Consider the following 16,913-nt stretch of genomic DNA (forward strand, 5'->3'; position numbering starts at 1 on the left):
AAGAGTTTGTGCTGTTCTGTGCATGATCAACGTATCTCAGGCACAAAATTCAAGTATTACACCAGATCATTATACAGTTGAGTTAGGGGCGTTTACTTCTTCCTCTTATAAAACACCCTTCTGGTTACGATCAAATCAGTACGGGATTGTGCCTTACAACTCGCCGACCTTTACATTGCGGCTTGGAGCTTACGCTGATTATGACTCATCACTTGACAAACGTAAGTTTGATGTCGGGTATGGCCTTAACGTAGTGGGCAATCTAACTCAGAAGCCTTTCCCCTACGAGCGGCAGGTCCTGTTGCCAGAAGCCTATCTTAAAGTACGAAAAGGTGTGTTTGAAGCCTATGTGGGCCGTCGACGAGAGAAGTTTGGATTGGCTGATTCGACTTTGTCAACAGGATCTTATGCCTGGTCGGGCAATGCCATCCCCATCCCCAAAATTCAGGTATCTATTCCGACGTTCGCGCCGATTGGTTTTACCAAAGGCTGGGTAGCCATTCAGGGTACTTACGCTCATGGATTTCTGGGAGCAACGGGTTTTGTGCGGAATACCATGCTGCATCAAAAAACGTTTTATGTGCGACTTGGCCGGCCAAAGGATGTAGTTCGTGTGTATGGTGGCTTTAATCATCAGGTCGTTTGGGGTGGGCGTACAGACTATTTAAAGGGCACAGGGCTTGTACCGGACGATGGACGATTGCCGTCCAGTTTAATTGATTACTATTACGTTGTGGTTGGTGATCGTTTCAGCCGAACAGATTCTAGCGCTTATACGACTTTTGAAATAACTAACCGGGTTGGTAATCACCTCGGGACGCTGGATGTGGGCTTGGAACTGGATTTGGTTAAACACACATTGTTTTTTTATCGACAGAATATTTACGAAGACGGCTCCCTGTTTTACCTGATTAATATCGCGGATGGCCTGAATGGGTTGCGTATTCGCCGGAACGATCCGGATGCGATTGTCCGGGATTTTGTCATTGAATTTTTAAATACTACCAGTCAAGGTGGACCGCTTTTTGTCTGGGGCGATCCCTCTCTGCAAGGAAAGGATAATTATTTCAATCATCAGCAATACCGCGATGGCTGGGCCTACCGACAGCATACGATAGGTACGCCATTTATACCACCGGCTCTTGGACCAAATGGCGAGTACCCCTTTGGAACATTCACCGCCAATAATCGCGTGCGTGTTATGCATGTAGGTATGGCAGGAAGTTTGCCGGAATTTAGATGGCCTGTATTGGATGGCCGAATAACCTATCAGCTAAAATTATCGTACAGTAGAAATCTGGGAACCTACGATCAACCGTATTTACCCATCCGGAATCAGTTTTCCGGCTTTGCTAATGTAGTGGTTCCATTGACGCTTCTAGGTGGTATGCAACTGACAGGCGCTCTGGCAACCGATACGGGAACATTGTATACCAATGGTGTGGGTGTATATTTGGGACTTCGTAAAGTTTTTTCAACCGAAGCGTACTAGTACGGTGGAGTTAAAAACTTAACTTTTAGAATATTATATTTTATCATGTGAGCAGGAACGGGTTGAGCCGTAGGATAATTTTAAGTTAGCCGGTCATGCTCAACCCTCTATCTTAGTGTCGACGTTCTGCTTCTTAATAAAATTGAGAGTTGTGCGTCGATCTATAATGCCAATAAGTAAATGAGACATCGGTATTCCATACTACTCTTTCCGCTTCATGTGTTCTTTGACTTACTAAGTCTGAATGCGGCTTTTGTAGGGGCTTACTGGATTAAGTTTCGAACGTTAGATGCCGTTGCTGAGCCTCCCTACGCCATGCTTTGGGCTGTATTTAACCTGGTGTGGCTGGCGGACATTCTGCTGTTAAAACCGTATACCTTTCCCCGGCAATTATTCAAAGCCTATCATCTGATTCAGAAACTGATGTTGCTTACGGCGATTCACGTGGCTATCGTTTCGGTTTTTTGGGTAATTGTTAAAGGATACTATTATTCTCGCGAACATCTCCTAATTACGTATTTCCTCTTTCTCATATTTGGATCACTGTTTCGGATTGGCGGATTAATTTTTCTACGTGAATATCGAGCCAGAGGGTATAACAACCGGCGCTACGTTATTGTGGGGTATGGTAAACTGGCAACCATGATTAACCGGTTTTACGAAGCGCATCCGGAAATGGGTTTTCATTTTTTTGGATACTTCGATCAGCCAAATGAGGATAACCAGCATCTGCTTCGGGGCAACTATGACCAGCTGCGGGAGTATGTTAGGCAGAACAGAATTGACTGTGTTTATTGCTGCCTGCCCTATATTGATAATAGCCGTTTGAAAAGTATTGTTGACGACGCTGAAGATATTGACTTCCAGGTTAAGCTTCTGGTGGATTTTCGAGGTTTTTTGGCAAAAGGAGCGTCGGTCGAATACCATGATTTTTTGCCTGTTCTGAATCTGTCGTCACAGATGCTGGCCGACTTTCGGGTGAACATCTTTAAGCGGACGTTTGATATAGTCTTTTCTTTAAGTGTGCTGGTATTTGGCTCGCCGGTATTCTTGTTAATGGCTCTCGTCACCCGGGTGACTTCGCGGGGGCCGGTGCTATATGCACAGGAACGGATTGGTCGTGAAGGAAAACCTTTCACTATCTATAAATTTCGGAGCATGTATATTAACTCCGAAAAGTCAGTACCCTTATTGTCAAAAGGCCAGTACGATAGCCGTATTACACCTTGGGGGCATTTTATGCGGCAAACCCGTCTGGATGAACTGCCGCAGTTTTATAATGTGCTCATTGGCGACATGTCGGTGGTAGGTCCTCGGCCGGAACGACAGTATTTTATCGATCAGATTGTAGAAATTGCCCCAGAGTACCGTAATCTGCTTAGAGTGAAGCCTGGAATAACCTCGATCGGACAAATTAAGTTTGGCTATGCTGCTAATGTAGAGGAAATGGTACAACGTTTACGCTATGATCTGCTATACCCGGAGCGTCGTTCTTTTTTGCTCGACATGTGGATTATCGCTCAGACAGTCCGGGTCATGGTGCAGGGACGCGGTAAATAATACCTTCAAAACACGTTCGATGAAGAAACGTGTTGAGCACTTATGAGCATTTCTCAATTCAGATATCAATATTGCTTTGTCGTATTGCTGGTTACAGCTACGACTGTCTTCGGGCAGAAACTAACTGAGTATCACGTTGAAGTGGGTGGTATGGCGGCCTCTGACCAGACGCCGTTCTGGTTACGGGCCAATCAGTATGGTACTGTGCCACTCAAATCGTCTTTTTTTCGGCTGAACGCAGGTATCCGCTCGGATTATTTACAGCGGGATAGTACCGGCTACCGACCTAAGTTGGACTGGGGATATGGTATAAATGTAATAACTAACGCTGGTAGTGGCGACAACAGCCAATTTTTGTTACCTGAAGCCTATATCAAAGGCAGGTTCGGAGCCTTTGAGATTTATGGTGGTCGACGACGCGAAATCGTTGGCCTAGTTGATACACTGCTGACCACCGGCGCTTACGTCTGGTCGGGAAATGCACTGCCGTTTCCAAAGGTTCAGATTGCTATTCCTGAATTTACTCCTATCCCGTTCACTAAAGGGATTCTCTCTGTAATGGGGGCGTATGCCCACGGTTGGTTTGAAAACGCCGACCGATTAGTTAAGGGATCTTATCTGCATCAAAAATATCTTTATCTACGGTTGGGTAAACAAGCATGGCCAGTTCGATTTTATGGAGGTGTGAATCACCAAGTAATGTGGGGTGGACAATCACAATTTATTGATCCAAGGTTCACGAATCAAGGAGGTAAGTTACCTGCCAATTTTCGAAATTACTTAGCATTAGTGTTTGGAATTAGAGGGAAAGAATCAGACAAAACAATATCTTCATTCGAATGGAATCGCATTGGTAACCATCTTGGATCAGTAGATATTGGTGCAGATATTAATATAGGTGATATGAATCTACTTATATATAGAGAGTTCTTATATGACGATGGTTCATTGTATTATGGTACAAATCTTAAAGATGGTGTAAATGGACTATGCTTAAAAAAAGTAAATCAGAATTATTACGATATAATATCTTTTAAGCGACTAACAGTTGAATATGTATACACTGGTAGTCAAGGAGGGGCTACCTTTGATATACTTAATCCGGATCTGAGGGGGCGTGATAACTATTTTAATCATACTCAATTTCTTGATGGTTGGACTTACTTTGGTCGTGTTATTGGTACCCCCTTCTTCACCACTGATGCTGAAACCTCTAAGTCATTACCACGTTACGGCGCAGGAATTGCCAACAACCGCGTCCGCGTTTTCCATTTTGCAGTGAACGCTTTAGCCTTTTCAAAACTGGATCTGACGGCTCGCCTGTCATTTAGCCGGAATTTTGGAACATATAATATTCCGTTCCCGACCAGCCCAAACCAGTTCTCAGGGATGCTGACGGCTTCGTTGCCAATCAATCTGCTGGGAGGGGCGGTGGTCAACGGTTCGGTGGCGCTGGATAGCGGAGAGTTACTACCAAACAGTGCTGGCTTTTACCTCGGCTTGCGCAAGACAGGCTTCTTCGGCAGGGCGCGTCAATCAATACCTGATCGCCCCCGTTCGACCCCGGCTCCCACTACACCAAACTATCGCTGGCCTTGATCTAGAAAGGGTTTTTGTAATTTATAAGCAAATTTTTAGGAAGCGAGTTGACAGGCATAGGGCAATGTTTATTTTTGCGTTAGTTAGTTGGTATAGTAAAGGGGATTTGTAGCGAAAGGATGGTGCGAATAGCGAATATGCGTCGTTGGATTGCAGGCTTGTTAGTACTGAGTGTAGTCGCTTCGTGCGGACAGGGTGATCAAAAACAACTGAAGCGTTCAGCCGACGCGCTTCGTAACTGTGCGGGCGATCAGGTGCTGTCATCAGCCGAACAGCAAGCCATCCGGGCAGAAATTGAAGCCGACGAGAAAACGCAAAAGATTGCTCAGGTTATCGAGCAGAAGGTGCGAGCCGGCTTTAATGGCAACGTACTGGTCGCTCAGAAAGGTCTTGTTCTCTACAAAAAATGCTTTGGCTACGCCCATTTCGAGCGTCATGAGCGCGACTCGCTGGTTGAGGATTCAAAGTTTCAACTGGCCTCCCTGTCAAAAACTTTTACCGCAGTCGGCGTTCTCAAATTGATCGAGGCTGGTAAGCTGAGTTTTGAAGATACAATCCAGCATTTCTACCCTGATTTCCCATACCACGGCATTACAATCCGTGACCTGCTCTGTCATCGTAGCGGGCTGCCTAACTACGCCTATGCCTTTGATGACAGCATGAAGGTGAATTTCTATAAACGTGAAAAGCCTTATCCGACCAATGCCACTATCATGCATTGGTTCGCCACGGTAAAGCCAACCCCAAAGCGCTACAACGTACCGGGCCGCCATTTCAGCTATAGTAATACGAACTATATGGTGCTGGCATCAATCATTGAAAAGGCGACTGGGAAAAGCTATGAAGCATTTATTCGGAAAAATATCTTCGAGCCGCTAGGTATGCATAACACGTTTGTGGCTACTACCCAAAGCGATTCGATCAACATGCATCGAACCGCCGGGTATCAGTGGAATCGGCGGTTACCCAAGGATTATTACGACGATGTGGTGGGGGACAAAGGTATCTACTCAACTACCGGCGATCTGTTCCGCTGGTATCGGGCGCTGAATGGCGATTGTGTCTTGCAGCGAAAAACCCTGGCTGAGGCTTTCTTACCCCGTAGCTTTGAAAAGAAAGGGACAAAAAACTACGGATACGGTTTCCGGATGTTCGTTAATGAAATGAATCAGCCCGAAGCCATCTACCACTCTGGGTGGTGGAAAGGGTATAACACCATGTTCTGGTTCAGCCCTAAAGACGAGTACGTTATTATTTTGCTTTCCAATCGATACAACAAGTCAGTGTACCGTGTAAAGGAGCTGATCGACGTACTGCAAAGCCATCAAAACACGTCTGGAGTTGGCACAGATGAAGATGGCGAAGTCGAAATATGAGTAGACTTGCGTTTAGGGCAGACTTTTGAGTGAGATCGTTTTCGTTTTAAAACGTGGTATCTGCTGGCCCTTGTTCTTATGCGTCGAATCGCTACTACTCTGCTGTTAAGCGCTGCGCTCACTTACCCCGCCATGTCGCAGGAAGTTATTAAACTATGGCCTGATAATGCCATTCCGAACGCTATTGCAGGCGTAAACCTAACCGAAAAGTCCGTTACAACTGATGGCATCCTCAGAATTAGTAACGTAACCGTCCCCACCCTGACAGCGTATCCGGTTCCCAAAGATAAGGCTACCGGTGTGGCTGTGATGATTTGCCCCGGTGGTGGCTATGGGATTCTGGCAGCCAGCCACGAGGGTGAGGACGTAGCACGATGGTTTAATACGATGGGAGTAACGGCGTTCGTGCTGAAGTACCGCTTGCCTGACTCGACAGCAATGACCAATCCTCACGAAGTACCGTTGATGGATGCTATGCAGGGGATGAAACTTATTCGGCAAAACGCGGACCGCTATGCTATTGATCCGAATAAAATTGGCGTGATGGGATTTTCGGCTGGAGGACACCTCGCGTCGACCTTATCCACGCACTACTTTCGAGGCCCGCAGGCCAGTGAGCAGGCAAAACCCAATTTTGCTATTCTTCTCTATCCCGTTGTAACATTTGGCGATAAAGCCCATACCGGTTCCCGCGATAAGCTCCTGGGCAAATTGTCAAAGTCGCCGGAGATGATTGCGTACTACTCCAACGAGCAACAGGTCACGAACCTGGCACCGCCGACCTTTCTGGTGCATTCAATGGACGACAAGGCGGTTCCGGTCGAAAACAGCATCAATTATTACATGGCGTTGTTGAGGGCCGGTATACCGGCCGAAATGCACCTTTATCCAACCGGCGGGCACGGATACGGAATGCGAACGGATAAATTTGGCTCACTGAAAACCTGGCCGGTAACATGTCAGGCATGGCTTCAGACCTTTTTTAAATCGTCAAACTCTATAAAGTAAATAGATAAGTGTAGAGGTGTGCCCTCATAACCGGGAAAAATAGTAGTCAAAAAAACTATCTGCCAAAAGATAAACTACTGTTAATTAGTGGCTTAGGTCGTAGATTGCAGCGTGGCACCTTTTTTATGCTATTACAGGTAACTAACCAAATGTAATGGCAATGGAAAATTCTCCTACGTATCATCGGTATCGTGAACCAGTTTACCGTAGTCAGACCGTCGTTGACACGGGCCTGGCAGCTTTGAAGCGTATTTCATGGAGCGCCATTTTTGCCGGTGTTCTCATCGCAATTGTAACCCAACTAGTTTTATCCTTATTAGGTTTTGGCATCGGTCTGGGAACTATCGACCCAGTTGAAGAACAGAATCCCGTTAAGGGACTGGGGGTTGGCGCTGCTATCTGGTACGTACTCACTAGTTTGGTTGCACTTTTTGCTGGTGGCTGGGTAGCTGGTCGACTGTCAAGTGCTCCACGGTCATTCGACGGGTTTATTCATGGTGTTCTGACCTGGTGTCTGGTTACGCTGATTACATTCTATATGCTCTCAACTGCCATTGGCCGCATTATTGGGGGAGCTACAAGCTTAGTGAGCAACGTACTGAGCGCGGCCGGGCAGGGAGTTGCGCAGGTAGCTCCTGAACTGAGTAATGTAACAGACAATCAACAGAGCCTCAACCTCAATAACCTACGGGCGGAAATCGAACAGTTACTGCGGGATACAGGAAAGCAAAGTTTACAACCCAATAACCAGGAGCAGCAGGTTGATCGTGCTCAAAACAGGGTTAGCGATGCCGCTGAACGAGCGGCTGCTAATCCGCAACGGGCCGATGATGTAGCACAGAACGTACTGAATCAAATTTTACGTCAGGGGGGAAATGTTATGGATGCCTTCGACCGCGAAGCAGCCGTAAACGTAATTGTTGAACGTACCGGCAAAAGCCGGGTTGAGGCTAATCAAATCGTTGATCGTTGGATCAGCACCTACAACCAGGCAGTAACCGAATGGAATCAGACGAAACAGCAGGCGGCAACCCAGGCCCGACAGGTAGCCGATCAGGCAGCTTCGTCGGCGTCAACCGCTTCAATTCTTGCCTCGCTGGGCCTAATACTCGGCGCGGCTGTAGCAGGCTATGGTGCCAAAATGGGCACTGATTCTAAGGACAACGACAACACCCATGACCGACCGGTGGAACCGACTGTTTAGCCAGCCAGTTGTGTGCTCAGTACATCTGCGAAGAATCCCTTCCCTGACGTTAGGGAAGGGATTCTTCGTTACAAAGCTGCCCTCTTTTTTATTTTTCGTTTAAGATCAAAGGAGTATTACTCCGGCTGCCCATAATGACAATCTTGGCATTGGGGGACGCGGCCAGTTCACGCTGTGCCTTGATCTGTTCATATTGCAACTGCCGGTCCGACAAGCCGGTAGACAGAATTTTCTGGTAGTCGGCAATGCCCTGCGCTTCGACTCGCTTCCGTTCCGCTTCCTGACGTTCTTTCTGCAATACAAACTGCATTTTTTGAGCCTCCTGCTCCGCGTTGATCTTCGATTCGATGGTTTGCTTAACCGAGTTGGGCAAGTTAATGTTACGGATCAACAGCTGCTCTAGCAGTAAACCCCGCTTTCTAAAATCACTGTCGATGGTTTTGTAGATTCGATTTTGAAATTCATCCCGGCGCGTCGAGTACAGAGCAACGGCATCGTAGTAAACGGCATTATCACGAATGCGGGTGCGGGTGATGGGGCGCACGATTTTATCGGTATAATCCGTACCAATTTCCCGGAAGATTCTTGGCGCATCAGCCGGAATCATCCGATAAAGGACTGTCAGATCGATCACCACTTCGAGACCGTCGGCGGTGAGTACCCGGATTGCGTCATCGCCAATTTTCTGCCCTTCATCATTTGTTGCCGACATGGTGTAGTTCTGCGTTTTGATATCGAACTCGGTTACGCTGGCTAACGGATTCACCAGATTCAGGCCCGAGTTCAATGTACGGTCGCTGACATTACCAAAAAGTGAAACTACGCCCACACGACCGGCGTCGATCTGTCGGACACTGGCCGTAAGGAAACCGAAAACAAGTAAAATAACGCCGACCACTTTAACGGGGCGGGCATAGCGGGAGAACGCCAACGATGGCGTATTGATGGCAAAACCGGCGATCAGGGCCAGTGTACCAAGAATTAGAAGAAACATGGTAGTATGTGGTTAAGATACGGTGTGCGATAGGCTCAACCATAACCATACGTTGGTTGTATCGCAACAAAAGGTAAGGAAAAGGCTGTAGATAACAACCGGCAGCAGAGAGGTGCCGAAATTTAACGGCGAGGTGGCGGAATCATAGTCGCTTAAGTCAGAAGACGGCTCAAATGTATAAAAGTCGGCAGCGGCTAGGTAGCTGTTTTACAGGAGTGGACGCCGGCTATTTAATTAGGTCGGGAGGCCTGACAATCGGGAGGGTACTAAAAAAGGCATCCGGTAAACAACCAGATGCCTTTTGGGTACTATCAATTAACCCTTCAGCGCATTACCGTGAAGTCTTGGTACCTTTTTTCTTGTCTTTCGATTTATCGACCGGAGCAACCGTTGCCTGGCCTGCGTCTTTCTGAGCTACAACCTCACCTTTCAGGAACAGCGTAATCTGACCGCCTTCTGCGTTGCTGGTTACGGTTACTGATTTATTGAAGGGGCCTGATGCCAGTGCGTTATACGTAGCTGATACGCTGCCCGTTTTGCCCGGCAGAACCGGCTCCCGAGTCCAACTTGGTTTGGTACAGCCGCAAGAGGCCGTAGCGTCGTTGATAATAATCGGGTCAGAGCCTGAGTTCTTAAACTCAAACACGTAAGTAACAGGCTTACCTTGCTCCACTTTGCCAAAATCGTGTGTCTCTTTGGCAAACTTCATCACCCCCTTTTGCGCGTAGCCAACTGCAACAAACACAAATAAAGCTACAAATAGTGAAAAAAACTTTTTCATTGGACTGGAGAAAATTATGGTTTGGTTGTTTAATAGACCGACCTTATAAACACAAACTCAAGCAAAGATTTAGCCAAATAGTTGTTGGCCATCGTCCGCTTAACAAAGAAACGTAAAAAATCGTTTTTTTGAAAGGTGAGTTGTTTTATATTATTTTTACTTTCGCTTGATTCCGATTTTCAGGTCTCGGCGACTTCATCAATGAACAGACATGTTGAACGCTTTCAATCAATGGCAGCGCTGTGATAGCAAACGAACAACTCCGCTCGACTGATATTCTCTCCCGCGAAAAAATCCTTTCCGACTATCGTGTAGCCTGCGAAAGTCGACAGGCCAGTTTGCTGGGTCGGAGGGACGTAATGGGCGGGCGTGCCAAGTTTGGTATCTTCGGCGATGGTAAAGAACTGGCGCAGATTGCTGCCGCCAGCGCTTTCCGACGAGGGGACTTCCGCTCCGGCTATTATCGTGATCAGACCTTCGTGGCTGCGCTGGGTGAACTACGCTGGACCGAATTCTTCGCGCAACTGTATGCCGATACCGACGTCACGCGTGAACCTAATACGGCGGGCCGATCTATGAATGGCCACTTTGCCACCCGTTGGCTCGACGAAAACGGGTTGTGGCGAAATCAGACCGAATTCTTCAATTCCGTCTGCGATATTGCTCCCACGGCCGGGCAGCTTCCGCGTTCGCTTGGGCTGGCTTATGCGTCGCGGCTGTTCCGGCAGAACCCCGAACTGAGTGAACTGACCAACTTTTCCCGGCATGGTAATGAAGTTGTATTCGGTACGATCGGCGATGCCTCCACGTCGCAGGGAATGTTTTGGGAAACCATGAATGCGGCCGGGGTACTGCAAGTGCCACTATTGATGTCTGTCTGGGACGATGGGTATGGTATCTCTGTGCCGGTTGAGTATCAGACAACAAAAGGTAGCATCTCTAAAGCTATGGCTGGTTTTCAGCGGGATGCTATTGATGACAAAGGCTTCGAACTGTTTACGGTAAAAGGCTGGGACTATGTGGCCCTCATCGAAACGTATCAGCATGCCGCCCGCATCTGCCGCGAACAGCATGTTCCCGTACTTGTTCACGTACAGGAACTGACTCAGCCACAGGGACATTCGACCTCCGGTTCGCACGAACGCTACAAGTCGACTGAGCGGTTAGCCTGGGAGGTTGAGCACGACTGCAACCGGATGTTCCGGCTGTGGATTCTGGAGAATGGCTATGCCAGCAGCGATGAGCTGGATGCTATCGAAGCCGAGGCAAAACAGGTTGCCCGTGAGGCTCGTGTCGATGCCTGGAACGCGTTTCAGGCGTCTCTACAGGGCGATCACAACGAAGTTGTTGATCTATTGCAGCAGACCGCCCGGAACCATCCAAAATCGGCCGAACTGATGGCGATTCGTGAGGAACTTCGCCGGATTGTCAATCCTCTGCGCCGTGACGATGTGGCGGCTGTTCGTAAAGCCCTCCGGTTAGTGCGGAACGATACAGGCAACGCTAAAGAAAATCTCCGAAATTGGCTCATCCGCACAAGGTCAGAAAACGACGATCGGTTTAGCTCACACTTATACAGCCAATCGCCCGAGTCGCCGATGCTGGTGAAGGAGATACCGGCGCATTATCCGGAAGATGGCCCGGTGGTTGATGGCTACATACTCATGCAGCGTTACTTTGATAGCCTCTTTGCCCGTGACCCGCGTGTGGTAGCGCTGGGTGAAGACGTAGGCCGGATTGGTGACGTAAACCAGGGGTTTGCCGGTTTGCAGGAGAAATACGGGGAAGAACGTATTACGGACACCGGCATTCGCGAAACAACCATCATTGGGCAAGGTATTGGACTGGCTATGCGGGGGCTGCGCCCAATTGTGGAGATTCAATACTTCGACTACATATTTTACGCGCTGGCAACCCTGACCGACGATCTGGCCACGCTGCTGTACCGAACCAAGGGTGGACAGAAAGCTCCGCTTATTGTTCGAACGCGCGGCCACCGGCTGGAAGGTATCTGGCATTCCGGGTCGCCAATGGGGGCTATGCTCAGCAGCCTGCGGGGTATGCACGTTCTGGTGCCCCGAAACATGACCCAGGCGGCCGGATTTTACAACACACTAATTAAAAGCGACGATCCGGCGCTGCTGATCGAGTGTCTCAACGGCTACCGGCTCAAAGAGCGACTTCCTGATAATTTAGACGAATTCTGCCTGCCGCTCGGCGTTCCCGAGGTGCTTCGTGAAGGCGCAGATGTAACCGTGGTTACCTACGGATCGATGTGCCGAATCGTGATGGAAGCAGCCAGTCATTTGGCGGACATGGGCATCAGTGTGGAGGTAATCGACGTACAGACATTGCTACCTTTCGATGTGCATCATTCAATTGTCGAGTCGATCAGAAAAACCAACCGGGTGGTGTTTGCCGACGAAGACGTACCGGGTGGGGCATCGGCCTACATGATGCAGCAGGTAGTAGAGGAACAGAAAGCGTATCAATACCTTGATTCGGTTCCGCGTACGCTGACCGCAAAAGCACACCGACCGCCCTATGGTTCGGATGGGGATTATTTCTCAAAGCCGAATGTAGATGACGTGATCGAAACCGTGTATGCGCTGATGAGCGAAGCCGAACCATCGCGCTTTCCGGAATTGTATTGATCGTAATTCAGTTTAAACGCAAAGGGCGCAAAGGAAACGCTGGGATCGCAAATTATCTTTGCGGTCTTTGCGAGAGCTTAGCGCCCTTTGCGTTTATTACCTTTGTGACATGTCCTATTTTCAAGACATACAGGATGGCATCCGGACAACGCTGAAGGGCCTCAGTCTGACACTGCAGCATTTGCGTCACGCTACGCAGCGTCGGACACCAGTCGGTGTTGCCAGCGAAAACTACTTCGAGCAACAGAACGGCCTCGTTACGTTGCAGTACCCGCATGAGCAATTGCCCATCCCAGACAATGGGCGATACCGGCTCTACAACGAGATCGACGATTGTATTGTCTGTGATAAATGCGCCAAAGTATGCCCCGTCGACTGCATCACGATCGATGCCGTCAAAGCTACGGAGGAAGTAGGCCGGGCGTCCGACGGCTCCCCCATTCGTCTGTATGCGGCCAAGTTTGACATCGACATGGCCAAATGCTGTTATTGCGGGCTTTGTACGGTCGTGTGCCCTACCGAGTGCCTGACGATGGAGAAAACCTTCGATTATAGTGAGTTTGAACTCGGAAAGCTTACGTATCATTTTGCGAATCTGACGCCCGAACAGGCCGATGAAAAGCGGGCTCTCTACGAGCAGTTCGTTCGGGAGAAGGAAGAACTTAAAGCGCAGAAAGCCCCCGCTCCCCAGTCGACCGAAGCAGCGCCAGCGGCCAAACGGCCCGTTTTCCGGCCTACCGCCAAACCTGCGGCTACGCCACCTGCCGAAACGACCGTCCCGGCCGAACCGGAGCAAGTTGCATCGGCCGAGTCCGCAGCGACTCCACCAGCTCCTAAACGGCCGGTGTTCAAACCGACGCTGAAGCCAACAGCAAAAACAGAGACATCTGACGAGCAGAAACCCGCCGAGCCAGCTCCAGCAGTTCAGTCGGAGGTAAAGGCTGAAGAAGCAGCGCAAAAAACAGCCGCTCCCAAACCGGCCTTCCGACCGACCATGAAGCCACCGGCGGCTAAATCAGTGGAGCCGGGTAATTCGGAAGACAAGGAACTAAAGAAACCGATCGACAAACGTAACTCAGTAGGGTCAGCGTTGGAGCACCCGGTTACTGACGCTACCCCCGACGAAGCGGGCCAGATTGCGTTGGAGGCTCGTCAGGATGCGGCCGATCGGGGGGAGGTACAACAGACGGCTCCGGATGCGCCAGCGCCGGACGCACCAAAACCGCGCCCGGCGTTTCGACCCACAATGAAACCGGCTGCACCAAAGCCCGACAGTACGTCGACGGAACTAGCAAAAGCCAATGAGGAAGCGGCTGCTCCTGAACCGCCCAAACCGAAGCCAGCGTTTCGTCCTACGATGAAGCCTACTCAAGCGGCTAAGCCAGCCGAAGCGGCTTCGGACAAGTCGGCCGGTGTTCCTGAACAGCCGACACCCGAACCAGCTAAGGCGAAACCGGTTTTCCGGCCTACGATGAAGCCAACAATCCCAAAGCCGGAAGAGAGTTCTAGTGATTCCGCAAAGCCTGATGGAGAAGCGGTTGTTCCGGAACTGCCCAAACCGAAGCCAGCTTTCCGGCCAACCATGAAGCCCAAACCGAAACCGGACGAGACGGCTGACAACTCGGGTGAAACAACGTAAGACAAATCTGTGTAATCTGCGAAACTTGTGGCTCAACTTGCATTCTACGGCTTTGCAGCCCTGACTATCGGCGGTGCGTTAGCCGTGTTATTAACGCGAAACGTACTGTATGCCGCTTTTTTTCTGTTACTGACCCTGTTGGGGGTAGCCGCTCTCTTTGTGCTGGCCGGTGCCGATTTCCTGGCCATTGCGCAGATCATGATCTACGTGGGTGGGGTGCTGGTGCTGGTCATCTTTGGTGTTATGCTTACGCACAAACGTGACCCACAAGCCAGTACGGACAGCCAGCAGCCAAACCGCATTCTTACGTTGAACCGAAATTGGGTAGGGGTCCTTCTGGTGGCAGTGCCCTTGTTTCTGGGCTTGTACACCCTACTGGCGCGGACCAACTTTACGATTCTTAATCAGCCAAGCCCAAATTGGCAGACAACAATCGATACGATCGGTAAGCAGCTCATGACCGAGTACGTTGTGCCGTTCGAGATTGTTGGCATATTGTTGCTGGCGGCTCTGGTGGGTGCTACGTACCTGGCTTCGCCCCGTTCTAACCCGCTTACCAAACATGGAAACCGTACCTAGTCAGTTATATCTTATTGTCGGCGCTGCGCTCTTCAGCATAGGATTAGCCGTTGTGTTGCTTAAGCGCCACGTTATCATGGTGCTGATGGGCATTGAATTAATGCTCAACGCCGTTAATCTGAACCTGGTTGCCTTCAGTCGGCATGATCCCGACCGCCTGCAGGGCCAGATGCTGGCGTTGTTTGTGATGGTGGTAGCCGCTGCCGAATCGGCGGTGGCGCTGGCAATCGTGCTGCAAGTGTACCGACATTTCCGCACGGCCCAGTTGGATGAGTTGAATGAATTGAAACAGTGATGGTATGGACGAGCGTTTTGAACCCATCATAGAGGGTATTCTGGCCGATGGATACGGTGTACTTGATAATTTTCTGACTGCCGACGAAGTGGTAGCGCTGACAGCCCGGCTTCACGAACGCCGGGCACAAGGTCAGTTCCGGCCGGCCGGAATCGGGAATCAGCAGGTTGCAGTTGAAAAGCAGATCCGGGGTGATGAAATCCTGTGGCTTGAAAAAGACACCGCTGTTGCAGAAGAAGCAGCATTTCTGGCAAGGATAGAGCAGTTCATGGACTATGTGAACCAGACCTGTTACCTGGGACTACGTGATTTCGAGTTTCATTATGCGGTGTATCCGCCCGGTACGTTCTACAAACGCCACCTCGATCAGTTTCGCAGCGATTCCCGCCGAAAACTGTCGGTGATCTGCTACCTGAACGATAACTGGCAGGAAAGTGACGGCGGTCAGTTGACCTTGTTTCTACCGGGCACCCAACCCGGCCAGGCCGAACAGAACATCACGATCCAGCCGATTGGGGGGCGCCTGGTGTGTTTTGAAAGTGGACGGCTGGAACATGAAGTCCGACCGGCCGCTCGCCAGCGATTGAGCGTAACGGGATGGCTGAAGACGCAGGGTGTCTTCTGAGCAGCTGGTGCAGAACCGAGCGACACCAGTTGCGCGCCAACTGCGGCAATGACTGACGGCATACCGCCCCCCAATACGCCACCTGCATCCCCGCTTTGGGAAACGTCGACAGCAGCGGCATCAGCGTTTTGGCGTTGCCCTGGCAATGCAGCGACCGCAGCCGAATGAGCCGACCTTCATACGTAGCAAATGGCACGCCCTGCTGCCAGATGATCCGTTTGCCCAGCCCATGGCCCGCCAGAAACCCGCTGGCATCGTTGACGTTGTCGTCATGAACGGCCGTGTCGGTCTCACGCCGTTTCAACAAACTAACCGTTCGCTCGGCATACTGCCGCTGATACAGCTCCAGCAGGGTCATGTCCGATACGCCCACAAAGCTGGCATGGCTCCCCTCCAGGTACTCAAAGTACAGCTCTTCCAGGAGCCGCAACCGGCTTGTGTCCAGGTAGTGCTGCTCGATGAACCCACACCAGTGCTGAAGCGCAGCCTGGCTGCCTACGTACAGCACATGAGGAATCCAGTGTACGAAACCTAGGGTGTCGGCATTGGCTGGGTAGTCATCCTCGGTATCCAGCCGGTCAAAGAGCAACACGTCCGAATCGAGATGGATGCAGTTGGCCAGTTGCTGGTCCTGCATGAACTCGAGCAGCACAAACCAGCGCTGCAAACAGAAGAGTTCGTAGGTGTAGGGTCGGTCGGACAAGTGCTTGTAGAGGTACATGAACCGCTCGGCCTTGGCCCAGTAGTGTAGAATCGGGAAGTGGAAAATGCCCTGGGTGGCCAAGTGGCGGTTGGTGTCATCGCCCAGAAGACAGATGCTGGCCTGCGGGTTGGTGTAGCGGGCCTGTCGCAGGCAGTAGGCTAGGTAGTAAGGATTGCCCCGGTGAACGATGATGATGGTCGCTGGTGCCATAGCGTCTGATCTATGATTTTGTAATTCGATTGAGCTGAATTGTTTACATCGAGGTGTTTTTCTTAATAAGAGCAGCGATCAAAAGGTAAGTGGGCAACTGATGCTATTGGCCGGAGCGCCAACTAAACATGTAATACGGACTGACAACCGGCCAAAATACGAGTTTGGTTAAAGACAGCAGATTCGGGATATTT

13 protein-coding genes are annotated in these 16,913 nt (G+C 50.1%); 11 read left to right on the plus strand and 2 right to left on the minus strand.

Going from position 1 to position 16,913, the window contains the following annotated elements; all coding sequences use genetic code 11:
- Positions 1-22: 22 nt before the first annotated feature.
- The 6 genes from BN8_RS29165 (at position 23) to BN8_RS29190 (ending at position 8,239) form a co-directional block, all read left to right on the plus strand.
- Entirely contained in the window at positions 23-1,492 is a 1,470-nt protein-coding gene (locus tag BN8_RS29165) for a capsule assembly Wzi family protein (protein WP_144051848.1), read from the plus strand.
- Positions 1,493-1,672: 180 nt separating this feature from the next.
- Entirely contained in the window at positions 1,673-3,052 is a 1,380-nt protein-coding gene (locus tag BN8_RS29170) for a sugar transferase (protein WP_009285552.1), read from the plus strand.
- A 42-nt stretch (positions 3,053-3,094) separates the two neighbouring features.
- Positions 3,095-4,651 (plus strand): capsule assembly Wzi family protein, encoded by a 1,557-nt coding sequence (locus tag BN8_RS29175; RefSeq protein WP_009285553.1) that lies wholly within the window; start codon positions 3,095-3,097, stop codon positions 4,649-4,651.
- A 137-nt stretch (positions 4,652-4,788) separates the two neighbouring features.
- A complete protein-coding gene (locus BN8_RS29180; RefSeq protein WP_009285554.1) occupies positions 4,789-6,027 on the plus strand; it encodes a serine hydrolase domain-containing protein in 1,239 nt (412 codons plus the stop codon).
- A 78-nt stretch (positions 6,028-6,105) separates the two neighbouring features.
- Positions 6,106-7,035, plus strand: coding sequence for an alpha/beta hydrolase (locus BN8_RS29185; RefSeq protein WP_009285555.1), 930 nt, complete (start codon positions 6,106-6,108; stop codon positions 7,033-7,035).
- A 160-nt stretch (positions 7,036-7,195) separates the two neighbouring features.
- Positions 7,196-8,239, plus strand: a complete 1,044-nt coding sequence (locus BN8_RS29190) for a hypothetical protein (protein ID WP_040007049.1) — start codon at positions 7,196-7,198, stop codon at positions 8,237-8,239.
- Positions 8,240-8,327: 88 nt separating this feature from the next.
- On the opposite strand, the gene BN8_RS29195 is transcribed toward BN8_RS29190, so the two are convergent.
- Positions 8,328-9,233 (minus strand): prohibitin family protein, encoded by a 906-nt coding sequence (locus tag BN8_RS29195; RefSeq protein WP_009285557.1) that lies wholly within the window; start codon positions 9,231-9,233, stop codon positions 8,328-8,330.
- 331 nt (positions 9,234-9,564) lie between these two features.
- On the minus strand, positions 9,565-10,014 hold the full coding sequence (locus BN8_RS29200) for a DUF1573 domain-containing protein (protein WP_009285558.1): 450 nt from the start codon (positions 10,012-10,014) through the stop codon (positions 9,565-9,567).
- Between the two features lie 242 nt (positions 10,015-10,256).
- Between BN8_RS29200 and BN8_RS29205 the strand changes: the two genes are divergently transcribed.
- From BN8_RS29205 to BN8_RS32670, 5 genes are all read left to right on the plus strand, one after another.
- Positions 10,257-12,668: an alpha-ketoacid dehydrogenase subunit alpha/beta gene (locus tag BN8_RS29205; RefSeq protein ID WP_040007051.1), complete on the plus strand. Its 2,412-nt coding sequence runs from the start codon at positions 10,257-10,259 to the stop codon at positions 12,666-12,668.
- A 109-nt stretch (positions 12,669-12,777) separates the two neighbouring features.
- Positions 12,778-14,307, plus strand: coding sequence for a 4Fe-4S dicluster domain-containing protein (locus BN8_RS29210; RefSeq protein ID WP_009285560.1), 1,530 nt, complete (start codon positions 12,778-12,780; stop codon positions 14,305-14,307).
- Positions 14,308-14,334: 27 nt separating this feature from the next.
- Positions 14,335-14,886, plus strand: coding sequence for an NADH-quinone oxidoreductase subunit J family protein (locus tag BN8_RS29215; RefSeq protein ID WP_009285561.1), 552 nt, complete (start codon positions 14,335-14,337; stop codon positions 14,884-14,886).
- Positions 14,870-15,181 (plus strand): NADH-quinone oxidoreductase subunit NuoK, encoded by a 312-nt coding sequence (nuoK, locus tag BN8_RS29220; protein WP_009285562.1) that lies wholly within the window; start codon positions 14,870-14,872, stop codon positions 15,179-15,181. Before BN8_RS29215 ends, nuoK begins: the two co-directional genes overlap by 17 nt.
- 4 nt (positions 15,182-15,185) lie before the next feature.
- A complete protein-coding gene (locus tag BN8_RS32670) occupies positions 15,186-15,806 on the plus strand; it encodes a 2OG-Fe(II) oxygenase (protein ID WP_009285563.1) in 621 nt (206 codons plus the stop codon).
- Positions 15,807-16,913 lie beyond the last annotated feature (1,107 nt).

The organism is Fibrisoma limi BUZ 3, from assembly GCF_000296815.2.
Taxonomy (GTDB): domain Bacteria; phylum Bacteroidota; class Bacteroidia; order Cytophagales; family Spirosomataceae; genus Fibrisoma; species Fibrisoma limi.

Coding starts and splice junctions, on each gene's coding strand:
- BN8_RS29175 (WP_009285553.1), top strand. CDS start 3,095: ATGAGCATTTCTCAATTCAGATATCAATATTGCTTTGTCGTATTGCTG.
- BN8_RS29165 (WP_144051848.1), top strand. CDS start 23: ATGATCAACGTATCTCAGGCACAAAATTCAAGTATTACACCAGATCAT.
- BN8_RS29195 (WP_009285557.1), bottom strand. CDS start 9,233: ATGTTTCTTCTAATTCTTGGTACACTGGCCCTGATCGCCGGTTTTGCC.
- BN8_RS29200 (WP_009285558.1), bottom strand. CDS start 10,014: ATGAAAAAGTTTTTTTCACTATTTGTAGCTTTATTTGTGTTTGTTGCA.
- BN8_RS29170 (WP_009285552.1), top strand. CDS start 1,673: ATGAGACATCGGTATTCCATACTACTCTTTCCGCTTCATGTGTTCTTT.
- BN8_RS29190 (WP_040007049.1), top strand. CDS start 7,196: ATGGAAAATTCTCCTACGTATCATCGGTATCGTGAACCAGTTTACCGT.
- BN8_RS29185 (WP_009285555.1), top strand. CDS start 6,106: ATGCGTCGAATCGCTACTACTCTGCTGTTAAGCGCTGCGCTCACTTAC.
- BN8_RS29180 (WP_009285554.1), top strand. CDS start 4,789: ATGCGTCGTTGGATTGCAGGCTTGTTAGTACTGAGTGTAGTCGCTTCG.
- nuoK (WP_009285562.1), top strand. CDS start 14,870: ATGGAAACCGTACCTAGTCAGTTATATCTTATTGTCGGCGCTGCGCTC.
- BN8_RS32670 (WP_009285563.1), top strand. CDS start 15,186: ATGGACGAGCGTTTTGAACCCATCATAGAGGGTATTCTGGCCGATGGA.
- BN8_RS29210 (WP_009285560.1), top strand. CDS start 12,778: ATGTCCTATTTTCAAGACATACAGGATGGCATCCGGACAACGCTGAAG.